This window comes from Speluncibacter jeojiensis (assembly GCF_029589495.1).
Taxonomy (GTDB): domain Bacteria; phylum Actinomycetota; class Actinomycetes; order Mycobacteriales; family Mycobacteriaceae; genus Speluncibacter; species Speluncibacter jeojiensis.
Window position 1 is genome coordinate 143,828 of the sequence record NZ_JAAIVF010000001.1, and the last position, 17,651, is coordinate 161,478.

The following is a 17,651-nucleotide window of genomic DNA, read 5'->3' on the forward strand; positions in this document are numbered from 1 at the left end:
CGGCTACTTGCCCGGCCAGCCCTCGGTCGAGGGCACCGAACCGTCCGCAACCGCGGTCGCCAATCGGGCGTGGTCGCGTTCGTTCTGATCGGCGTAGGCGAACGCGAAGGCGGTGAGCACCTCCTCGACCCGGGCCGACTTGCCGAGATAGTCGTTGATCGCCGCGGCGTCGCCGCTGCGCGCGTGCGCCCGTGCCAGCACATGTCCGCAGGCCGACGCGAACTGCGGCAGCCGTCCCGCGATCATGTCGCCGGTGGGGATGACCTTGCCGTCGCGGAACTGGCGCACGTAGAAGTCGCGCCCGGCGATGGAGGTCCAGCCGACGAACATGTCGGTGGCGCTCTGGATCATGCGCTGCCCCTGGATGACTCGGGCACCGTGGGCGTCGTAGGCGCTGACGCCGAGGAACTGCTCGTAGACCGAGGGGCCGGCCTGCTTGACCTGAAGGAAGAGCGGGTCACCTGTGCGCCGCTCCTCGAAGAGCGCGAGGTACACGCGCATCCCGACGCTGCCGACGCCGACGACCTGCTGCACCGCGTCGACCAGATCGAACCGCGTGAGCAGGTTCGCGACGTGGTCGGGCACCGAGGCGTGGTAACCGCGGATGATCTCCTCGAGCTCTTCACCCTGGCCGGTCAGCACATGGGTGCGATACGGCGGCTCCTCGACGATCGAGGTGGACCCGTCGACCATCGTGGTCAGCTTCTTCGCAGCGGCCCGACTGGTCCGCTTGGTTGCGCGCTTCTCCACCATCCGATCGAGGTGGTGATCGTCGTCGGTCGCCGTGTAGGCGATCAACTTGTCCGTGTCGATCCGGTCGTACCAGATGTCGAGCTCGGGCCACTGCGCGTAGGTACCGATCCATTCTCGGTAGCCGCGGTAGCCCTGCCGCACCGCCTCGGCAGCACGGTCCGCCGGCAGGTTGTTCGCGCGTGCCAACACCACCAGCGACACCAGGAAGCGCTTGACATCCCACTCGAACGGTCCGGGCAGGGTCTCGTCGAAGTCGCGCAGGTCGAACGCGAGGTTGCGTTCGGGCGTGTTCCACAGACCGAAGTTCAACACATGCGCGTCACCGCAGAGCTGCACGTTGATCCCGGTGTGCGGGGCTGATGCGAGGTCGGCCGCCATCACCGCCGCCGCGCCCCGGTAGTACGTCCAGGGTGAGGCCGCCATCCGCCCGTGCCGCAGCGCCAGCAACTGCGGGTCACGGATCTCGTTCTGCGCCAGGATGGTCTGCAGCGCATCGTGCCCGCGGGTGGCCGGGTTCCACTCCCCCAGCGCACGCCGCGGGACCACCTTGCGACTCGCCCTCCCGGGTTCGACTGCCCCACTCGACTTCTCGGAGTTCGCTTCGATCTGTTCCGCGGTCATGCGGGAATTATCTCCCGCCGCCTTCCGGCCGATTTCAGAAGTCCCAGTCCTCGTCCTCGGTGTTGACGGCCTTACCGATCACGTAGCTCGACCCCGACCCGGAGAAGAAGTCGTGGTTCTCGTCGGCGTTGGGTGAGAGCGCCGAGAGGATCGCCGGGTTGACGTCGGTCTCGTCCTTGGGGAACAGCGCCTCGTAGCCGAGGTTCATCAGCGCCTTGTTCGCGTTGTAGCGCAAGAACTTCTTGACGTCCTCGGTCAGCCCGACCTCGTCGTAGAGGTCCTGGGTGTACTCGACCTCGTTGTCGTAGAGCTCGAAGAGCAACTCGAAGGTGTAGCTCTTGAGCTCCTCGCGCTCGGCCTCGGTGAGCAGTTCGAGCCCGCGCTGGTACTTGTAGCCGATGTAGTAGCCGTGCACGGCCTCGTCGCGGATGATCAGCCGGATCATGTCGGCCGTGTTGGTCAGCTTGGCCCGCGAGGACCAGTACATCGGCAGGTAGAAGCCCGAGTAGAACAGGAACGACTCGAGCAGCGTCGAGGCGACCTTGCGCTTGAGCGGGTCGTCGCCCTTGTAGTAATCGAGGACGATCTTCGCCTTGCGCTGCAGGTTCGGGTTCTCCTCCGACCAGCGGAACGCGTCGTCGATCTCCCGGGTGGTGCACAGCGTGGAGAAGATCTGCGAGTAGCTCTTGGCGTGGACCGACTCCATGAACGCGATGTTGGTGAGCACCGCCTCCTCGTGCGGGGTCACCGCATCGGGGATCAGGCTGACCGCGCCGACCGTGCCCTGGATGGTGTCGAGCAGCGTCAGCCCGGTGAACACCCGCATCGTGAGCTGCTGCTCGTGCTCGGTGAGCGTGGCCCAGGACTGGATGTCGTTGGACACCGGGACCTTCTCGGGCAACCAGAAGTTGCCGGTGAGGCGGTCCCACACCTCGGCGTCCTTCTCGTCCGGGACACGGTTCCAGTTGATCGCCGACACCCGGTCGATCAGCTTGATCTTCTGGCTCATGACTGCTGTCGCTTTCTTCACTCTTCGATGGTTTTGCCTGCATCCTCGATGCAGTACTGACACGTGTCCTTCACGACACCCTTGTTGGTGTGGTAACGGGTATGGGCGCTGCGCCTGCTGGACGGCATCGGTCGGCCTTTGCGAACGGCCGACATCTTCGCACGCGTCTCATCGCTCGCCTTCTTGCCGAAGTTCGGATTGCCCGAACCTCGCCGTTGCTCGGACAACCGCGCGCGTGATTCCTCCGAAATTGTGTGGCCGTAGCCGGGGTGGTCCGGTCCAAACTTCCCGAAGTTCGGGTTGTCCGCGCCGCGGTTGGTGCCCCTCCGCTCAGCCGACCACTTCATCCTCTGCTCCGCGGAATGCTTGCGTCCGTGGAATGGATTCTCGTCGGCGTACCGACTTACGCCCACCCTTCCGGTGGATCGAAGGCGTGCCGCTTCCCGCATGGCATCGGTCCAGATGACACCGGTGGGCCCGAGTCCGCCGTCCGAGAGGTTGAGCAGCGGCTGGCCGTCTCGCCGGAGATAAGCGATCCACGCGATTTCGGCCTGACCGAGTTCGTCCATGCCCTCCACCCAATCGAGGGTGTCGGCGATGACCTCAGCGCGATCCTGCTTGCGCAGCCAGTCGTAGAACGGCGTCTTCCGCTCTCCAGCAGCAATTTTGAGGTGTTGACGCAGACGTATGTCGGCAGTCTTCGTCGTGAGGCCGATGTAACGGTAGTCATAGGACGACCGCAATCGCACCCCGTAGATCACTCCACCCGTCGCCGTCGCCGTCGTCACGTTCACTCCCCATACTCAGAGGTTATGGCTCGGAATCACAACATGCAGCTGACGCAGTTTTCCACCTCAGTGCCTTCGAGGGCCAGCTGCCGCAGGCGGATGTAGTACAGCGTCTTGATGCCCTTGCGCCAGGCGTAGATCTGCGCCTTGTTCAGGTCGCGGGTGGTGACCGTGTCCTTGAAGAACAGCGTCAGCGACAGGCCCTGGTCCACGTGCTGGGTGGCCGCGGCGTAGGTGTCGATGATCTTCTCGTACCCGATCTCGTAGGCATCCTGGTAGTAGTCCAGGTTGTCGTTGGTCAGGTACGGGGCCGGGTAGTAGACGCGGCCGATCTTGCCCTCCTTGCGGATCTCGATCCGCGACGCGACCGGGTGGATCGAGCTGGTCGAGTTGTTGATGTACGAGATCGACCCGGTCGGCGGGACGGCCTGCAGGTTCTGGTTGTAGATGCCGTGCTGCTGCACCGACGCCTTGAGCTCGCGCCAGTCGTCCTGGGTCGGGATGTGCACGCCGGCGTCCACGAACAGTTGACGCACCTTGTCGGTCGTCGGCTCCCACACCTGCTCGGTGTACTTGTCGAAGTACTCACCCGAGGCGTACTTCGACTCGGGGAAGCCGGCGAAGTAGGAGCCGCGCTCCTGGGCGATCTGGTTCGATGCCCGGATCGCATGGAACACCACCGTGTAGAAGTAGATGTTCGTGAAGTCGATGCCCTCGTCGGACCCGTAGTGGATCCGCTCGCGGGCCAGGTAGCCGTGCAGGTTCATCTGGCCCAGGCCGATCGCGTGACCCTCGTCGTTGGCGCGCTTGATCGAGGGCACCGAGTCGATGGCGGTCTGGTCGGCGACCGCGGTCAGCGCGCGGATGGACACCTCGATGGTCTGCGCGAGGTCGGGCGAGTCCATCGTCTTGGCGATGTTGAGCGAGCCGAGGTTGCACGAGATGTCCTTGCCGATGTGGCTGTAGGACAGGTCGTCGTTGAACGTCGACGGGGTCGAGACCTGCAGGATCTCCGAGCACAGGTTCGAGTGCGTCACCTTGCCGGCGATGGGGTTCGCGCGGTTCACCGTGTCCTCGAACATGATGTACGGGTAGCCCGACTCGAACTGCAGCTCGGCGATGGTCTGGAAGAACTGGCGCGCCTTGATCTTCGACTTGCGGATCCGCTTGTCGTCGACCATCTCGTAGTACTTCTCGGTGACGTTGATGTCCGCGAACGGCACCCCGTAGACGCGCTCGACGTCGTACGGCGAGAACAGGTACATGTCCTCGTTCTTCTTCGCCAGCTCAAAAGTGATGTCGGGGATGACCACACCGAGCGAGAGCGTCTTGATGCGGATCTTCTCGTCCGCGTTCTCGCGCTTGGTGTCGAGGAAGCGGTAGATGTCCGGGTGGTGCGCGTGCAGATACACCGCACCGGCGCCCTGACGCGCACCGAGCTGGTTGGCGTAGGAGAACGAGTCCTCGAGCAGCTTCATGATCGGGATGACGCCCGACGACTGGTTCTCGATCTTCTTGATCGGGGCGCCGTGCTCACGAATGTTGCTGAGCAGCAGCGCGACCCCACCGCCGCGCTTGGACAGCTGCAGCGCCGAGTTGATCGAGCGGCCGATCGACTCCATGTTGTCCTCGATGCGCAGCAGGAAGCAGGACACCGGCTCGCCGCGCTGCTTTTTGCCCGAGTTGAGGAACGTCGGCGTCGCCGGCTGGAAGCGGCCGGAGATGATCTCCTCGACCAGCTGCATGGCCAGGGCCTCGTCGCCGGCGGCCAAGGTCAGCGCCACCATGCAGACGCGCTCCTCGAACCGCTCCAGGTAGCGCTTGCCGTCGAAGGTCTTGAGCGTGTACGAGGTGTAGTACTTGAACGCGCCGAGGAACGTCGGGAAGCGGAACTTCTTCGAGTACGCGAAGTCGATCAGGCTCTTGACGAAGTTGCGCGTGTACTGGTCGAGAACCTCACGCTCGTAGTAGTTCTCCTGGATCAGGTAGTCGAGCTTCTCGTCCAGGTTGTGGAAGAAGACGGTGTTCTGGTTGACGTGCTGCAGGAAGTACTGGTTCGCCGCCTCACGGTCCTTCTCGAACTGGATCTCCCCGTTCGGACCGTAGAGGTTGAGCATCGCGTTCAGTGCGTGGTAATCGAGCTCCTCGTCCGCTGCGTCGACGCGCGGGACGGTCTCGGTGATGGTCGGTGCCACTGCTCACTCTCCCAGAATTCAGTCAAACCGGCACGGACGCGGGCGACGTCCTCCGGGGTTCCCATCAGTTCGAAGCGGTACAGGTACGGGACCTGACACTTCTGCGAGATCACGTTCCCCGCAAAGCAATACGAGTCACCGAAGTTGGTGTTGCCTGCTGCGATGACGGCGCGGATCAGTGATCGGTTGTGTGTGTTGTTCAGGAATCGGATGACCTGCCGGGGCACATACCTGGTGTCCCGCCCCGTGATCGTCGTCCCCCCGCCGTAGGTGGGGAGGATCAACACATAGGGCTCGTCGACCACGAACGTCTCGTCGGGGTCGTGCAGCGGGATCCGGGCGGCCGGCAGGCCGAGTCGCTCGACGAACCGGTGGGTGTTGCCCGACACGCTGGAGAAGTAGACCAGCGAGGCCATGGGCAACTCACCTCCGTGACGATTCGTCCAGTGATTCTCCGGCGGCGATTCCTCCGTCGGTTCCGTCGGCTCGGGGCGGCCTCAGGCGGCGGTGACGGTCAGGCTCTTGATGCGGTCCGGACGGAAGCCCGACCAGTGCTCGTCACCGGCGACCACGACCGGCGCCTGCAGGTACCCCAGCGCCATCACGTAGTCGCGGGCCTCGTCGTCCTCGGTGATGTCGACGACCCGGTACTCGATCCCCTGCTTGTCGAGGGCCTTGTAGGTGGCGTTGCACTGGACGCAGGCGGGCTTCGTGTAGACGGTGATGCTCATCTCGCGAGTACCTCTTTCCGTGGCCGGCGACGGCCCGATGCGGGGATGGACAGGGTGACGGATCTGGGGTGTGCCGGAAGGTGGACCAGCGCGGCGATCCCGCGCTTCCGACACCCCGAGCGGACCGTTCGGGACAATCCCTCCCCTGGTGGCCTCTCGGTAGGCAAGACACTACACCTTGTGGCCGATTCCGGAGGAATCCCCAGTATTTGTGAGTGACACGGGTGAAATTCCCAGGTCGCGACTCCTCGCGGCGGCCGGAATCGGGCAAAGCGGAGCCGCGAACAGCGCATCCAGTCGGGTGTTCTCCATCACCACCGACGACTCCCCCGTGCGTCCCCTGCGAGTCCACCGAAACCCGACCTCGCTGTCGGTGCGCTGGGTCACACTTGGGGGACCGAGCGAGGGAGACGAGCATGGGCGACGGAAGTGCGGTGCCGGGGGTTCCACCCAGCGCCGTCGATGTCGACATCTCGGCCGTCGCCTGGGGTGCCGACCGCACCATGTCAGACCTCGAGACCGGCATGTGGCGGATGGAGGAGGCCGAGCCGCGGCTGCGCTCCCCCATCGTCGCGGTCGACGTGCTGGACCGGCCGCCGGACTGGGACCGGCTCGTACGCGCACACGAGTGGGCGTCCCACGTGGTCCCTCGCATCCGGATGCGGGTGGTGGAGCCGGCGCTACCGCTGGCCAACCCGGTCTTCGCCGTCGATCCGGAGTTCGACCTGGGTTTTCATCTGCGTCGTATCCGATTGCCCGAGCCGGCGACCTTCGACCACGGGCTGCAGATCTGCCGCACTCTGGCCACCGAGCCCTTCGACCGGGCCCGACCGCCCTGGATCGCGATGCTCATCGAGGGGCTCGACGACGGCCGCGCCCTGTACATGGTCAAGACCCACCACAGCATGACCGACGGGCTCGGCGGCATCCAGTTGATGGCGCTGCTGCACAGCCGCCGCGCGGAACCCACGCCAGACAAACCGGACCGCCTGCCACCGCCGCCCGAACAGCTCACGCCGGTGTCCGCACTGGGCAAGGGGATCGGCGAGGAGCTCGCGCGACTGCCCGGCCGGATCGGCGGGCTGATCCGCGATGCGGTCGGCGCCGCGACCACGGCCACGGCCAGCCCCGTGCAGGCCACCAAGGACGTCCTCGGCTATGCGAACTCGGTGCGGCGCATCGCGACTCCCCCCGCGACACACGGGTCCCCGCTGCTCGCCGGCCGCGGGCTCGGCCGCTGGTTCGGGGTGGTCGAGGTCGGCCTGCCGGAGTTGAAGAGGGCCGCGCACGCCGCCGGGTGCTCGGTCAACGACGCCTATCTGGCCGCACTGCTCGGCGCGTTCCGCCGCTATCACACCGCACACGGCCTCGAGGTCGACAGCATCCCGGTCGGCATGCCGGTCAGCCTGCGCACCGCCGCCGACGCCTCGGGCGGAAACCACTTCGCGGCGGGACGTTTCGCCGGACCGGCCGGCGACCTCGAACCGGCCGAGCGGATGCGGCAGGTCCGCGCCATCGTCCTCGGCCTGCGCGAGGAACCCGCCCTGGACGTGATCGACCTCGCCGCGCCGTTGCTGTCCCGGCTGCCCAGCCGTGCGCTCGCCGGCTGGTACCTGTCTCAGTCCTCGGGCCTGGATCTGCAGGCCAGCAATGTCGCCGGCGTGCCTGTGCCGGTCTATCTGGCAGGCGCGCGCATCGAGCGGATGTTCCCGTTCGGGCCGGCCCCGGGTTGCGCGGTGATGGCCACGCTCATCTCCCACGTCGGTACCTGCTGCATCGGCGTCAATCTGGACACCGCGGCCGTCACCGAGCCCGCACTGTTCATGACCTGTCTGCAGGAGGGACTCGACGAGGTCGTCGCCCTCGGCGGGCCCGGCAACGGAGAGGACGACACCCCATGACCGGAACCCCCACCAGGACCGAGGGCACGCTCGCCGGCGTCGGCGGCATGCGTCTGCACTGGCAGCAGTGGACGCCTCCGTCGCCGCGCGGGTCGGTCGTGCTGGTACACGGCATGGGCGAGCACATCGGCCGCTACGACGAGGTCGTCGCCGCGCTGACCGAGCACGCGTTGGTGGTCACCGCCGCGGATCACCGCGGCCACGGGCGGTCGGACGGCCGGCGCGCGTACATCGACCGGATGGACAACCTCGTCGCCGACCTCGGCACGGTGGTCGACCTCGCGGCCTCCGCCCATCCCGGGCTGCCGCTGTTCCTGCTCGGGCACAGCCTCGGCGGACTTGTCGCCACCCTCTACGCCGTCGACCACCAGGACCGGTTGGCGGGCCTGGTGCTCAGCGGACCGCTCGCCGCGCTCGAGGCGGCCAACCCGGTGACCCGCGCGGTCGCCCGGGTGCTGTCCGCGACGGCGCCCACACTGCCGCTGGTCGGCGTCGACTCGGACCAGCTCAGCCACGACCCGGCAGTCGGGCCCGACTACCGCGACGACCCACTGGTGTATTCCGGCAAGCTCCCCGCCCGCACGGTCGGCGAGCTGGCCGCGGGAGTCTCCGAAGTCCAGGCTCGCGCAAGCACACTCACGATCCCGCTGCTGGTCCTGCACGGCCGGCAGGATGCGATCGTGCCGCCGGTCGGCTCCGCTGAACTACACGCCAAGGCGCGCTCCTCGGACAAACGCCGGATCGTCTACGACGGGATGTACCACGAGATCTTCAACGAGGTCGACCGGAGCCGGGTGTTCGCCGACGTCACCGACTGGCTCGACGCGCACCTCGGCAAGGCCACGGCCGGCGAGCAGGGCGTGAGCTGATGGACGTCCTGCCCCGCGTCTACCTGACCGCGCCGAACTCCGACACCGAGCAGCGGGTGCTCGCGCACTGGTTCACCCAGCACCCCGATCCTGCGGGCGCCCCGCCCGAATCGGTCGAGATCACCGACGCCTCGTTCGCCGACCTCGCCCGCCGCGACGACGACCCGCTGATCACCCCGCTACGGGTGGTGTGGCTGCCCGGCGAGCACGACGGCCGAGGCGCACGCCACCTGCGCGAGCTGCTCTCGCCGCGCGATCCGCTGCACCCGGCCACCGCCACCCAACGCCGGCTGCTGCGCACCGAACCGGACCGCTGCGTGGTCCTCGAGGGCACCCCCGCCCGGCTCAGCGACCTGCGCCGCCGGCTCGAGAACACCGGCGGCGGCTCGCTGCCCGACTACATCCGGCGGCAGGCGGCACTCACGCTCGAACGCGCCGAACGCACGGTACTGGGCACCCAGTACAAGGTGTCGCGGTTCGTCGTCGACGAGATCACCGACTCGAACCGTTTCAGCGAGGGCATCCGCGCACTGGCCGCACGCCTGGGCATGACGGTGGCGGACGCGGACCGGCAGGCGCGGGGTGCACTGGAGGAGATGGTCGCCGCCCAGAGCCGCCGCGCGATCGCCCTGTGGGATCAGCTCGGCCGCTATTTCTCCCGCGCCTATCGGCTGGACCTGGACGCCGAGCGGTTCGACGAGTTGCGCGAGCTGAACAAGGAGCATTCGCTGGTGTTCCTGCCCAGCCACCGTTCGTACCTGGATCCGCTGGTGCTGCGCCCCGCACTGGTCGCGGGCGGCCTCCCGCTCAACCACGTGATGGGCGGGCTGAACGTCAGCTTCTGGCCGATCGGCCCGATCAGCAAGCGCAGCGGCACCGTGTTCATCCGACGCAAGATGGAGGGCGACGAGGTCTACAAGTGGACACTGCGCGAGTACATGCGGTATCTGCTGACCAAGCGGTTCAACCTCGAGTGGTACATCGAGGGCGGACGCAGCCGCACCGGCAAGCTGCGACCGCCCCGCTACGGGCTGCTCACCTACCTGGCCAAGGCCTTCCGCTCGAGCCAGGTACCCGATGTCTATCTGGTGCCGGTGTCGATCACCTACGACCAGCTCTACGAGGTCAGCGCGATGGCCGCCGAGGCGCACGGCCAGATCAAGCAGAAGGAGGGCCTGCGCTGGCTGGTGGGTTACGTTCGCGCGCAGGGCCGCCGACGCGGCGTCGCCCACGTGACCGTCGGACGTCCACTGTCGCTGGCGGAGTCGCTCGGCACCGAATCCGATCACGACGACCGGCTCCGCCTCGCCATCCAGAAGACAGCCTTCGAGGTCTGCCACCGGATCAACGAGGTCACCCCGGTCACCGCGTCGTCACTGGTGATGCTCGCCTTCCTCGGCATCGAGGACCGCGCGCTGACGGTCCCGGAACTCGGCGCGCTGCTGGGCCCGATGGTCGACTACATCACCAGCCGCTCGCTGCCGACGGCCGGCGACGTGGACCTGACCAACCCGCAGGTGATCCGCAGCGCCCTGATCACCCATGTCGACTCGGGCGTCCTCCGGCGTTTCGACAAGGGCACCGAGCGGGTCTACTACCTCGGCAGCGACCAGCACCTGGTCGCGGCGTTCTACCGCAACAACATCATCCACTTCCTCGTCGTGCGGGCCATCGCCGAGATGGTGCTCCAGGCCGCGGTCGACGAGCGGTTCACCGACCCCGTCGTCGACGGCTGGGCCGAGGCGCTGCGGATCCGGGATCTGCTCAAGTTCGAGTTCTTCTTCAGCGACAAGGACACCTTCCGCGAGGAACTGCGCAGGGAACTGGACCTGATCGAACCGCAGTGGTCCAAGGCGCTGACCGATCCGCGGCACGCCGACCGCATGCTCGCCGAGGTGCAGCCGTACCTCGGGCATCGCGTGCTGCAGCCGTTCCTGGAGGCCTACGGCGTGGTCGCGGACCAATTGCTGCGGGTTCCGGCGAATCGGCAGTTCGACGAGAAGGCCTTCATGACCGGCGCGCTCGCACTGGCCGAGCAACGCCGGCTTCGTCAGCAGATCGCCAGCAGCGAGTCGATCTCGGCCGAACTGTTCGCCACCGCGCTCGCGGTGGCCCGCAACCGCGACCTCGTCGACCCGGGCGGCGACGACCTGATCGCGCGCCGGGTCGAGTTCGCCACCGAGGTCCGCGTGCTGATCGACCGGGTGCACCGCATCCGGGCACTGGCCCACCAGTCGCTCGATCTGGTGGAGGGACTGCGGGTCGAGCCCGGCGCATGAGCACCGTCGACCGACTCCACGAGGCCGTCGCCGCGGCGCCGCCGGGCCCGGGCACGCTGGCCTTCTTCGACCTCGACGGCACTTTGATCAGCGGCTACTCGGCGAGCGTGGTCTACCGGGACCGGTTGCGGCGCTTCGACATCAGCGTGTCGGAACTCCTGCGCACCACCGGCGCGGCCCTGGACACCCGGCTGCGGGGCGCCGACGTGGACCGGCTGATGCGCATCGGCGTCGAGTCGCTGCGCGGCCGCATGGACGACGAGATGAGGGAATGGGGGCAGCGACTGTTCCGCCAGGAGATCGCGTCGATGATCTACCCGGAGGTCCGTGGCCTGCTGGCCGCGCACCGCCGCGCCGGGCACCGGGTGGTCATGGCCACCTCGGCCACCCCGTACCAGGCGCAGTCCGTCGCCGAGGACCTCGACATCCCCGACGTGCTCTGCACCCGGCTCGAGGTGCAGAACGGAATGCTCACCGGCGGCCTGTCGTCACCGCCGCTGTGGGGCCGCGCGAAGGCCGACGCCGTCCGCACGCACGCGGCGGAGTGCGACGCCTCGTTGCAGGACTGCTTCGCCTACTCGAACGGGGGCGAGGACGTGCCGATGCTCGAGGCCGTGGGCCACCCGGTCGCACTGAATCCCGACCGCACCCTGCGCGCCGTCGCTCACCGGCGGCACTGGCCCGCCGTCTCGCTGCGCCGCCCGCAGCGCGGTGCCACCCCGGTCTCGACGGCGCGCACCGCCACCGCCATGGGCGCGCTGATGACCACCGCGGCGGCCGGCGCGGCCTTCGGGTTACTGTCCCGCAATCGCCAGTCCGCGGCGAATCTGGTCGGCACCGTCGGACCGGGAGTGGCTCTGACGATCTGCGGGATCGACGTCGAGGTGACCGGCCGAGAGAAGGTGGACGCGGCGCGACCGGCGGTGTTCATGTTCAATCACCAGAGCTCGCTGGACCTGCTGGTGCTCGGCGACGTCATCCGCCGCGACGTCACCGGGGTCGCCAAGCAGGAGGCGTCCCGCGACCCGCGCTTCATCCCCGTCGGCGCGCTGCTCGACGTCGCCTACATCGACCGGTCCGACACCACCCGCGCCAAGGCCGCACTCGCACCCGCCGTCGACAAGCTCCGCGCCGGCGTCTCACTGGCGATATCCCCCGAGGGAACCCGCTCCCCCACACCACGGTTGGGCCGGTTCAAGAAGGGCGGCTTCCACCTGGCCTTACAGGCCGGGGTGCCGATCGTCCCGATCGTCATCCACGACGCGGGCGAACTGATGTGGCGCAATTCGCTTGTCGCGCACGCCGGCACGGTGCATGTCACCGTGCTCGACCCGGTGCGCACCGAGGGGTGGACGGTCGACGAGCTCGACGACCGGGTGCGGCAGGTGCGCGGACTGTTCGAGGACTGCCTGCACGCCGGCCACCGCTGACCCGACCACCTCGCGGAACGAAAACTAGGCGACGGCGACGGGCTCGTTCGTCGCGGCCGCCAGACCTGCCAGCACCTTGACGATGTCGGCAGCCATGTCGGCGTCGTCATGCGGGGCCGACTCGGCGAAGCGTGCCGCGGCACCGGGCACCGAGAACGTGACGTCCGCGAGCACCCGGGCACCGGCGATCCCGGTGGCCTTGCGGGCCTCGTCCTGCGCCCAGACTCCGCCGTACTGCCCGTGCGCTCCGCCGACCACCGCGACCGGCTTGCCGACGATGGCACCGGCGCCGAAGGGCCGCGAGAGCCAGTCGATCGCGTTCTTGAGCACCGCGGGGATGGTGCCGTTGTACTCCGGGGTGACCAGCAGAAAGCCGTCCGCGGCGGCCGCCGCGTCGCGCAGGGCCTGAGCCGCCGCGGGGACCTGACCTTCGACGTCGATGTCCTCGTTGTAGAACGGGATCTCCCCGAGTCCGTCGTAGATGCTCGCCTCGACGCCCTCGGGCGCGAGGGCGACAGCGGAGGCGGCCAGCTGCCGGTTGACCGAGCCCGCGCGCAGGCTGCCGACCAGGGTCAGGATTCGGGTGTTCGTCATGCGGTGTCCTTCGTCGAATCGATAAGTCCCGTTGACGGTACAACACAACCGGACCGCGGTCCGATTTGCTCCCACCGGGCTAGGATCGGCCCATGCCCGCCGAGTTGCCCCTGGCCGATGCCGCCGCCGTCGCCGAACGCTGCGACGCCGCGCGGAACCGCCAGGCACTGCTTCAGGCCGCCGCCGAGTTGATCGCCGCGCACGGACCGGACGCGTTGACGATGGACGCACTGGCCGGGGCTGCAGGTGTGGGCAAGGGCACGGTCTTCCGCCGCTTCGGCAGCCGATCCGGACTGTTGCTGGCGCTGGTCGACCGCGACGAGCACCTCGAGCAGCAGGCGTTCATGTTCGGTCCGCCGCCGCTGGGTCCCGGCGTGCCGGCCACCGAGCGGCTTGCCGCGTTCGGCGCAGCGCGGATCGATTTCGTATTGCGGCACGGCAGCGTACTCCGCGCCGCGGAATCCGCACCGGTGCAGCGGTTTCGCAACCGTGCCCGGGCGGTCCACCATGCGCATGTCGCGAACCTGCTACGCGAATCCGGGGCGCCGGGCGATCGCGTACTGCTCACCGACTCCCTGCTCGCCACGCTCGATTCCGCGCTGCTGATGCACCAGCACGAGGACCGGGGTTACGACCGTGACCGTCTGGTCGCTGCTTGGACGACGCTCGTGCGGGCGGTCACCGCCGCGCCACCGCCACCAGTTCCCCGAGGGCGTTGACCAGCAGCTGCACCAGCCGGTCGCGGTCGTGGTCGTCGGTGGCCGTCGAGCGCACCGTCAGGTCCTCGGCGAACGACCACCAGGACCGCACCACCGACGTCACCCAGGCACCCTCGACCACCACGCCGTCCGCGCGGAGCGCGTCGAGCAGCCGACCGGCCAGCTCGGACTGGATCTGGTCGTGCACCTCGCGGGTGTCCGGATCGACCGCGGCCGCTGCCATCACCGACAGATAGGCCGCGCGGCGACGCTCGAGGAAACGCACGTAGCCGTCGACCATCGCGCGGACCCGCCCGCCCGCGGGCACCGCGTCGTCGACCCGCGTCGCCCGCAACAGCCGGCGCGCGCCCGCCCGCATCAACTCGGCGTAGTAGTCCTGTTTGGTCGGAAAGTAGTGGAACAACAGCCCCCGGGAGATCCCCGCCTCCGCCGCGACCGAGTCGACGGTGATCTGGTGCCACGGGCGGTCCCGCAGCTTCTCGAGTCCGATGCCGATCAGCTGCTTGCGACGGTCTTCCGCGGTGCGCCGGACACGGGGGGACGTCTCGGGCACGTGCGCTCCAGCCGTTTCGCTCTGTCGTGGTCGTATGCAAGGATACCTATTGAGCATTGCTCAATTCGGCTTGGGGGTGCCCGAGAAGAGTTGCGCAAGTACGCCCCCGAAGGAGGACGTGAAGTGAGCGACCTGACCGACCAGCCCCGCGCGCTGCGCGACGAGGACAGCTTCGACGTCGACGCGATGCACGCCTGGCTGTCGGAGCGTGTGCCGGGCTTGACCGGTCCGCCGCAGGTGCGCCAGTACTCCGGCGGCGCATCGAACCTCACCTACCTGCTGCGCTATCCGGAGCGGGACCTGATCCTGCGCCGCCCGCCGGCCGGCCACAAGGCCGCCTCCGCGCACGACATGGGCCGCGAGGTCACCGTCCAGCAGCACCTCGCACCGGTGTACCGGTACGTCCCCGAGGTCGTCGCGTTCTGCCAGGACCCGGCGGTGATCGGCTGCGACTTCTACGTGATGGAGCGGCTCGAGGGCATCATCCTGCGCCAGGACCTGCCCGAGGGCATGACGCTGAGCGCGCAGCAGGCGCGCCTGCTGACCACCCGCGCGGTCGAGTCGCTGATCGAGCTGCACCAGGTCGATCCGGTCGCGGCGGGTCTGGACACCCTCGGCAGGGGGTCCGGATACGTGCAGCGTCAGGTGTCCGGGTGGTCCCGGCGGTTCCGGGAGTCGCACACCGACAACGTCGGCGACTTCGCGGCGGTGATGTCGTGGCTGGAGGAGCACCGGCCCGACGATGTCGCGCAGCGCCTGATCCACGGCGATTTCCGGCTGGACAACCTCGTGCTGGACGGCCCCGAGACGCTGAACGTGACCGGCGTGCTCGACTGGGAGATGGCCACCGTCGGCGATCCGCTGATGGACCTGGGGTGCGCGCTGGCCTACTGGGTGCAGGCCGACGACGACGCTGTCATGCAGTCCGCCCGCCGCCAGCCGACCAATCTGCCGGGCATGCTCACCCGCGCCGAGATCGTCGACCTGTATTGCGGGCGAACGGGTTTCACGACCGGTAACTGGGCATTCTACGAGGTGTTCGGGCTGTTCCGGCTGGCGGTGATCGCACAGCAGATCTACTACCGCTACCACCACGGCCAGACCACCAACGCGGCCTTCAAGGACTTCTGGTCGCTGGTGAACTACCTCGAGTGGCGATGCAAGGACGTCGCGGGACTCTGAGCCCCGAAGGCCCCCAGCCACTTCCCCAGTACCTGCGCGGCGGCATCGACGCGGGCCGGCCAGTCCAGTGCGGACTCGTCGGCGTCGTCGGTGACGTACTTGGCCAGCCGGCACGGCACGTCGAACTCCCGGCAGGCGCGGGCGATCGCGAATCCCTCCATGTCCACCAGATGTGCGCGCCGCGCCAGCAGATCGCGGTCGTCCGCGTCGGAGATGAAGCTGTCCCCGGTGGCGAGCACGACACCGTCGCCGCCGGGTATCTCGATCCTGTCCTCAGCCGGATAGCCCAGTTCCCGCAGCACATCCGCGCTGAGGTCGTGGTTGATCACCGACGACGGCAGGTGCAGCCCGGACAGGCCCGGCGGCAACGCGCCGACGGTGCCGATGTTGACCACGAGGTCGACCCGGCGCCGGGCCAGGGCCGCAGTCACCGCGACCGCCGCATCGACCTTGCCGATCCCGCAGATGAGCAGTTCGAAGTCAGCCGGCACATGCGCGGCCTCCGACTTGGTGGCGGACACCACCAGTACGTCACGTTCGGTCATGCGCAAATCACTTTCGGCCGGGATCGAGTTGCAGCGTCACCATCGGCAGCGTATCGACCGGCGCTCCGACGGCGGCTTCGATGCTGCCCTTGAGCCGCTTCCAGGTCTGCGGCCGCGCGGTCGCGTAGCGCGCGAGCGCGGCGGCCGACTCCTCGGCGGACATCGGCGTCGCCCGGGCGGGCACGTGCCGACGCGCGCCCACGCTGACGTGGACCGCGGGGTCGGCCAGGATGTTGCGATACCACTGGGCGCGCTCACCGAACCCGGAGACGATCACGTAGGTGTCGGGGGCGGGCCGCTCGACCACCTCCAGCACCACCTGCCGGGGCAGCCCGCTGGTGCGGCCGGTGTGCTCGAGCATCAGCATCCGGTGCCCGAGCAGGAACCCCAGCCGCGCGCGGTAGAGCTTGATCGGGGCGCGCACGAACCATCTGGTGCGCAACGCCCGCCCGGCCAGTTCGTCGATCCGATCCGCGACGCTCATGGGGTGGAGCCTACCGGCGACGGCGGTCCGGGTCGCGCAACGCGCGCGCACCGCTACAGTTCCACCATGACCGACCTGCGCTCCCAGATCGTCCGTGACCTCGGCGTCCAGCCGACCATCGATCCGGCGGCCGAGGTGCGCGCCCGCGTCGGCTTTCTCAAGGAATACCTCCTGTCCACTCCCGCAAAGGGTTTCGTGCTCGGCATCAGCGGCGGACAGGACAGCACACTGACCGGACGGCTGTGCCAGCTCGCCGCCGAGGAACTGCGTGCCGACGGCCGCGACGCCACCTTCCTCGCGGTCCGCCTCCCCTACGGCGTCCAGGCCGACGAGCACGACGCGCAGATCGCGCTCGAGTTCATCGCCCCGGACCACTCGGTGACCGTCAACGTCAAGCCCGGCGCCGACGCGGTGGCCACCGAGGCCGCGGACGCCATCACGCACCTGCTCGACGGCGCCGGCGAGCTGCGCGACTTCGTGCGCGGCAACATCAAGGCCCGCGAGCGCATGGTGCTGCAGTACGCGATCGCCGGACAGCTCGGTCTGCTGGTCGTCGGCACCGACCACGCGGCCGAGGCGGTGTCGGGCTTCTTCACCAAGTACGGCGACGGCGGCGTCGACCTGACCCCGCTCACCGGCCTGACCAAGCGGCAGGGCGCGGCACTGCTGCGCCACCTGGGCGCGCCCGAGAGCACCTGGCGCAAGGTGCCGACCGCCGACCTCGAAGACGACCGGCCCGCGCTGCCCGACGAGGTCGCCCTCGGGGTGACCTACGCGCAGATCGACGACTACCTCGAGGGCCACCCCGTCGACGACGCGGCCACCGAGCGGATCGAGACGATGTACCGGAACACCCGGCACAAGCGGGCCGTTCCGGCAAACCCGCTCGACCCGTGGTGGCGCTGAGCTACCCTGGACAAATGCGCCGGCGGAAAGGCCTGCTTTCCGCGATCGTGGTGAGCACCACCGCGACTGCGCTCCTCGCGACGCCTCCATTG

Annotated in this window: 17 protein-coding genes; 7 read left to right on the plus strand and 10 right to left on the minus strand. The window is 68.4% G+C overall.

All coding sequences use genetic code 11. The features are described 5' to 3' along the window. Positions 1 to 3: 3 nt before the first annotated feature. From G4X40_RS00690 to G4X40_RS00715, 6 genes are all read right to left on the minus strand, one after another. Positions 4 to 1,374, minus strand: coding sequence for a DUF2252 domain-containing protein (locus G4X40_RS00690; protein ID WP_277829528.1), 1,371 nt, complete (start codon positions 1,372 to 1,374; stop codon positions 4 to 6). A gap of 34 nt (positions 1,375 to 1,408) precedes the next feature. Beyond that, positions 1,409 to 2,383 (minus strand): class 1b ribonucleoside-diphosphate reductase subunit beta, encoded by a 975-nt coding sequence (nrdF, locus tag G4X40_RS00695; RefSeq protein WP_277829529.1) that lies wholly within the window; start codon positions 2,381 to 2,383, stop codon positions 1,409 to 1,411. 17 nt (positions 2,384 to 2,400) lie between these two features. Then, complete coding sequence (locus G4X40_RS00700; protein ID WP_277829530.1) at positions 2,401 to 3,171, minus strand: NUMOD3 domain-containing DNA-binding protein; 771 nt, start codon at positions 3,169 to 3,171, stop codon at positions 2,401 to 2,403. A gap of 35 nt (positions 3,172 to 3,206) precedes the next feature. After that, the gene (gene nrdE, locus G4X40_RS00705; protein WP_277829531.1) at positions 3,207 to 5,366 is read right to left on the minus strand and encodes a class 1b ribonucleoside-diphosphate reductase subunit alpha; all 2,160 of its coding nucleotides are present in this window, start codon (positions 5,364 to 5,366) and stop codon (positions 3,207 to 3,209) included. Continuing rightward, on the minus strand, positions 5,294 to 5,782 hold the full coding sequence (nrdI, locus tag G4X40_RS00710) for a class Ib ribonucleoside-diphosphate reductase assembly flavoprotein NrdI (protein ID WP_277829532.1): 489 nt from the start codon (positions 5,780 to 5,782) through the stop codon (positions 5,294 to 5,296). Before nrdI ends, nrdE begins: the two co-directional genes overlap by 73 nt. Before the next feature lie 81 nt (positions 5,783 to 5,863). After that, positions 5,864 to 6,097, minus strand: coding sequence for a redoxin NrdH (locus G4X40_RS00715; protein WP_277829533.1), 234 nt, complete (start codon positions 6,095 to 6,097; stop codon positions 5,864 to 5,866). 416 nt (positions 6,098 to 6,513) lie between these two features. Between G4X40_RS00715 and G4X40_RS00720 the strand changes: the two genes are divergently transcribed. From G4X40_RS00720 to G4X40_RS00735, 4 genes are read left to right on the plus strand one after another with little or no spacing between them, the layout of a single operon-like run. Beyond that, on the plus strand, positions 6,514 to 7,998 hold the full coding sequence (locus G4X40_RS00720) for a wax ester/triacylglycerol synthase domain-containing protein (RefSeq protein ID WP_277829534.1): 1,485 nt from the start codon (positions 6,514 to 6,516) through the stop codon (positions 7,996 to 7,998). Next, positions 7,995 to 8,867 (plus strand): alpha/beta hydrolase, encoded by an 873-nt coding sequence (locus G4X40_RS00725; RefSeq protein ID WP_277829535.1) that lies wholly within the window; start codon positions 7,995 to 7,997, stop codon positions 8,865 to 8,867. The genes G4X40_RS00720 and G4X40_RS00725 overlap by 4 nt, the downstream gene beginning before the upstream one ends. Continuing rightward, complete coding sequence (locus tag G4X40_RS00730) at positions 8,867 to 11,146, plus strand: glycerol-3-phosphate 1-O-acyltransferase (RefSeq protein WP_277829536.1); 2,280 nt, start codon at positions 8,867 to 8,869, stop codon at positions 11,144 to 11,146. Before G4X40_RS00725 ends, G4X40_RS00730 begins: the two co-directional genes overlap by 1 nt. Then, the gene (locus tag G4X40_RS00735) at positions 11,143 to 12,576 is read left to right on the plus strand and encodes an HAD-IB family hydrolase (RefSeq protein WP_277829537.1); all 1,434 of its coding nucleotides are present in this window, start codon (positions 11,143 to 11,145) and stop codon (positions 12,574 to 12,576) included. The genes G4X40_RS00730 and G4X40_RS00735 overlap by 4 nt, the downstream gene beginning before the upstream one ends. A 24-nt stretch (positions 12,577 to 12,600) precedes the next feature. On the opposite strand, the gene G4X40_RS00740 is transcribed toward G4X40_RS00735, so the two are convergent. After that, positions 12,601 to 13,170, minus strand: coding sequence for an NAD(P)H-dependent oxidoreductase (locus G4X40_RS00740; RefSeq protein ID WP_277829538.1), 570 nt, complete (start codon positions 13,168 to 13,170; stop codon positions 12,601 to 12,603). Between the two features lie 92 nt (positions 13,171 to 13,262). Here G4X40_RS00740 and G4X40_RS00745 point away from each other — a divergent pair, with 92 nt between their 5' ends. Further along, the gene (locus G4X40_RS00745) at positions 13,263 to 13,889 is read left to right on the plus strand and encodes a TetR/AcrR family transcriptional regulator (RefSeq protein WP_277829539.1); all 627 of its coding nucleotides are present in this window, start codon (positions 13,263 to 13,265) and stop codon (positions 13,887 to 13,889) included. Here G4X40_RS00745 and G4X40_RS00750 read toward each other — a convergent pair. Further along, a complete protein-coding gene (locus G4X40_RS00750) occupies positions 13,849 to 14,442 on the minus strand; it encodes a TetR/AcrR family transcriptional regulator (RefSeq protein WP_277829540.1) in 594 nt (197 codons plus the stop codon). The genes G4X40_RS00745 and G4X40_RS00750 overlap by 41 nt on opposite strands. Positions 14,443 to 14,565: 123 nt before the next feature. Here G4X40_RS00750 and G4X40_RS00755 point away from each other — a divergent pair, with 123 nt between their 5' ends. After that, on the plus strand, positions 14,566 to 15,624 hold the full coding sequence (locus tag G4X40_RS00755) for a phosphotransferase family protein (protein WP_277829541.1): 1,059 nt from the start codon (positions 14,566 to 14,568) through the stop codon (positions 15,622 to 15,624). Here G4X40_RS00755 and G4X40_RS00760 read toward each other — a convergent pair. Together G4X40_RS00760 and G4X40_RS00765 are read right to left on the minus strand one after the other, a co-directional pair. Then, positions 15,585 to 16,169, minus strand: coding sequence for a nucleosidase (locus tag G4X40_RS00760; RefSeq protein WP_277829542.1), 585 nt, complete (start codon positions 16,167 to 16,169; stop codon positions 15,585 to 15,587). The two genes, G4X40_RS00755 and G4X40_RS00760, sit on opposite strands and share 40 nt — an antisense overlap. A 7-nt stretch (positions 16,170 to 16,176) precedes the next feature. Next, positions 16,177 to 16,653 (minus strand): nitroreductase family deazaflavin-dependent oxidoreductase, encoded by a 477-nt coding sequence (locus G4X40_RS00765; protein ID WP_277829543.1) that lies wholly within the window; start codon positions 16,651 to 16,653, stop codon positions 16,177 to 16,179. 66 nt (positions 16,654 to 16,719) lie between these two features. On the opposite strand from G4X40_RS00765, the gene nadE reads away from it, so the two are divergent. Beyond that, on the plus strand, positions 16,720 to 17,559 hold the full coding sequence (nadE, locus tag G4X40_RS00770) for an ammonia-dependent NAD(+) synthetase (protein WP_277829544.1): 840 nt from the start codon (positions 16,720 to 16,722) through the stop codon (positions 17,557 to 17,559). The last annotated feature ends 92 nt before the right edge of the window (positions 17,560 to 17,651 follow it).

Coding starts and splice junctions, on each gene's coding strand:
- G4X40_RS00765 (WP_277829543.1), bottom strand. CDS start 16,653: ATGAGCGTCGCGGATCGGATCGACGAACTGGCCGGGCGGGCGTTGCGC.
- G4X40_RS00740 (WP_277829538.1), bottom strand. CDS start 13,170: ATGACGAACACCCGAATCCTGACCCTGGTCGGCAGCCTGCGCGCGGGC.
- G4X40_RS00720 (WP_277829534.1), top strand. CDS start 6,514: ATGGGCGACGGAAGTGCGGTGCCGGGGGTTCCACCCAGCGCCGTCGAT.
- G4X40_RS00735 (WP_277829537.1), top strand. CDS start 11,143: ATGAGCACCGTCGACCGACTCCACGAGGCCGTCGCCGCGGCGCCGCCG.
- nrdF (WP_277829529.1), bottom strand. CDS start 2,383: ATGAGCCAGAAGATCAAGCTGATCGACCGGGTGTCGGCGATCAACTGG.
- G4X40_RS00745 (WP_277829539.1), top strand. CDS start 13,263: ATGCCCGCCGAGTTGCCCCTGGCCGATGCCGCCGCCGTCGCCGAACGC.
- G4X40_RS00690 (WP_277829528.1), bottom strand. CDS start 1,374: ATGACCGCGGAACAGATCGAAGCGAACTCCGAGAAGTCGAGTGGGGCA.
- nrdI (WP_277829532.1), bottom strand. CDS start 5,782: ATGGCCTCGCTGGTCTACTTCTCCAGCGTGTCGGGCAACACCCACCGG.
- G4X40_RS00715 (WP_277829533.1), bottom strand. CDS start 6,097: ATGAGCATCACCGTCTACACGAAGCCCGCCTGCGTCCAGTGCAACGCC.
- nadE (WP_277829544.1), top strand. CDS start 16,720: ATGACCGACCTGCGCTCCCAGATCGTCCGTGACCTCGGCGTCCAGCCG.
- G4X40_RS00725 (WP_277829535.1), top strand. CDS start 7,995: ATGACCGGAACCCCCACCAGGACCGAGGGCACGCTCGCCGGCGTCGGC.
- G4X40_RS00760 (WP_277829542.1), bottom strand. CDS start 16,169: ATGACCGAACGTGACGTACTGGTGGTGTCCGCCACCAAGTCGGAGGCC.
- G4X40_RS00730 (WP_277829536.1), top strand. CDS start 8,867: ATGGACGTCCTGCCCCGCGTCTACCTGACCGCGCCGAACTCCGACACC.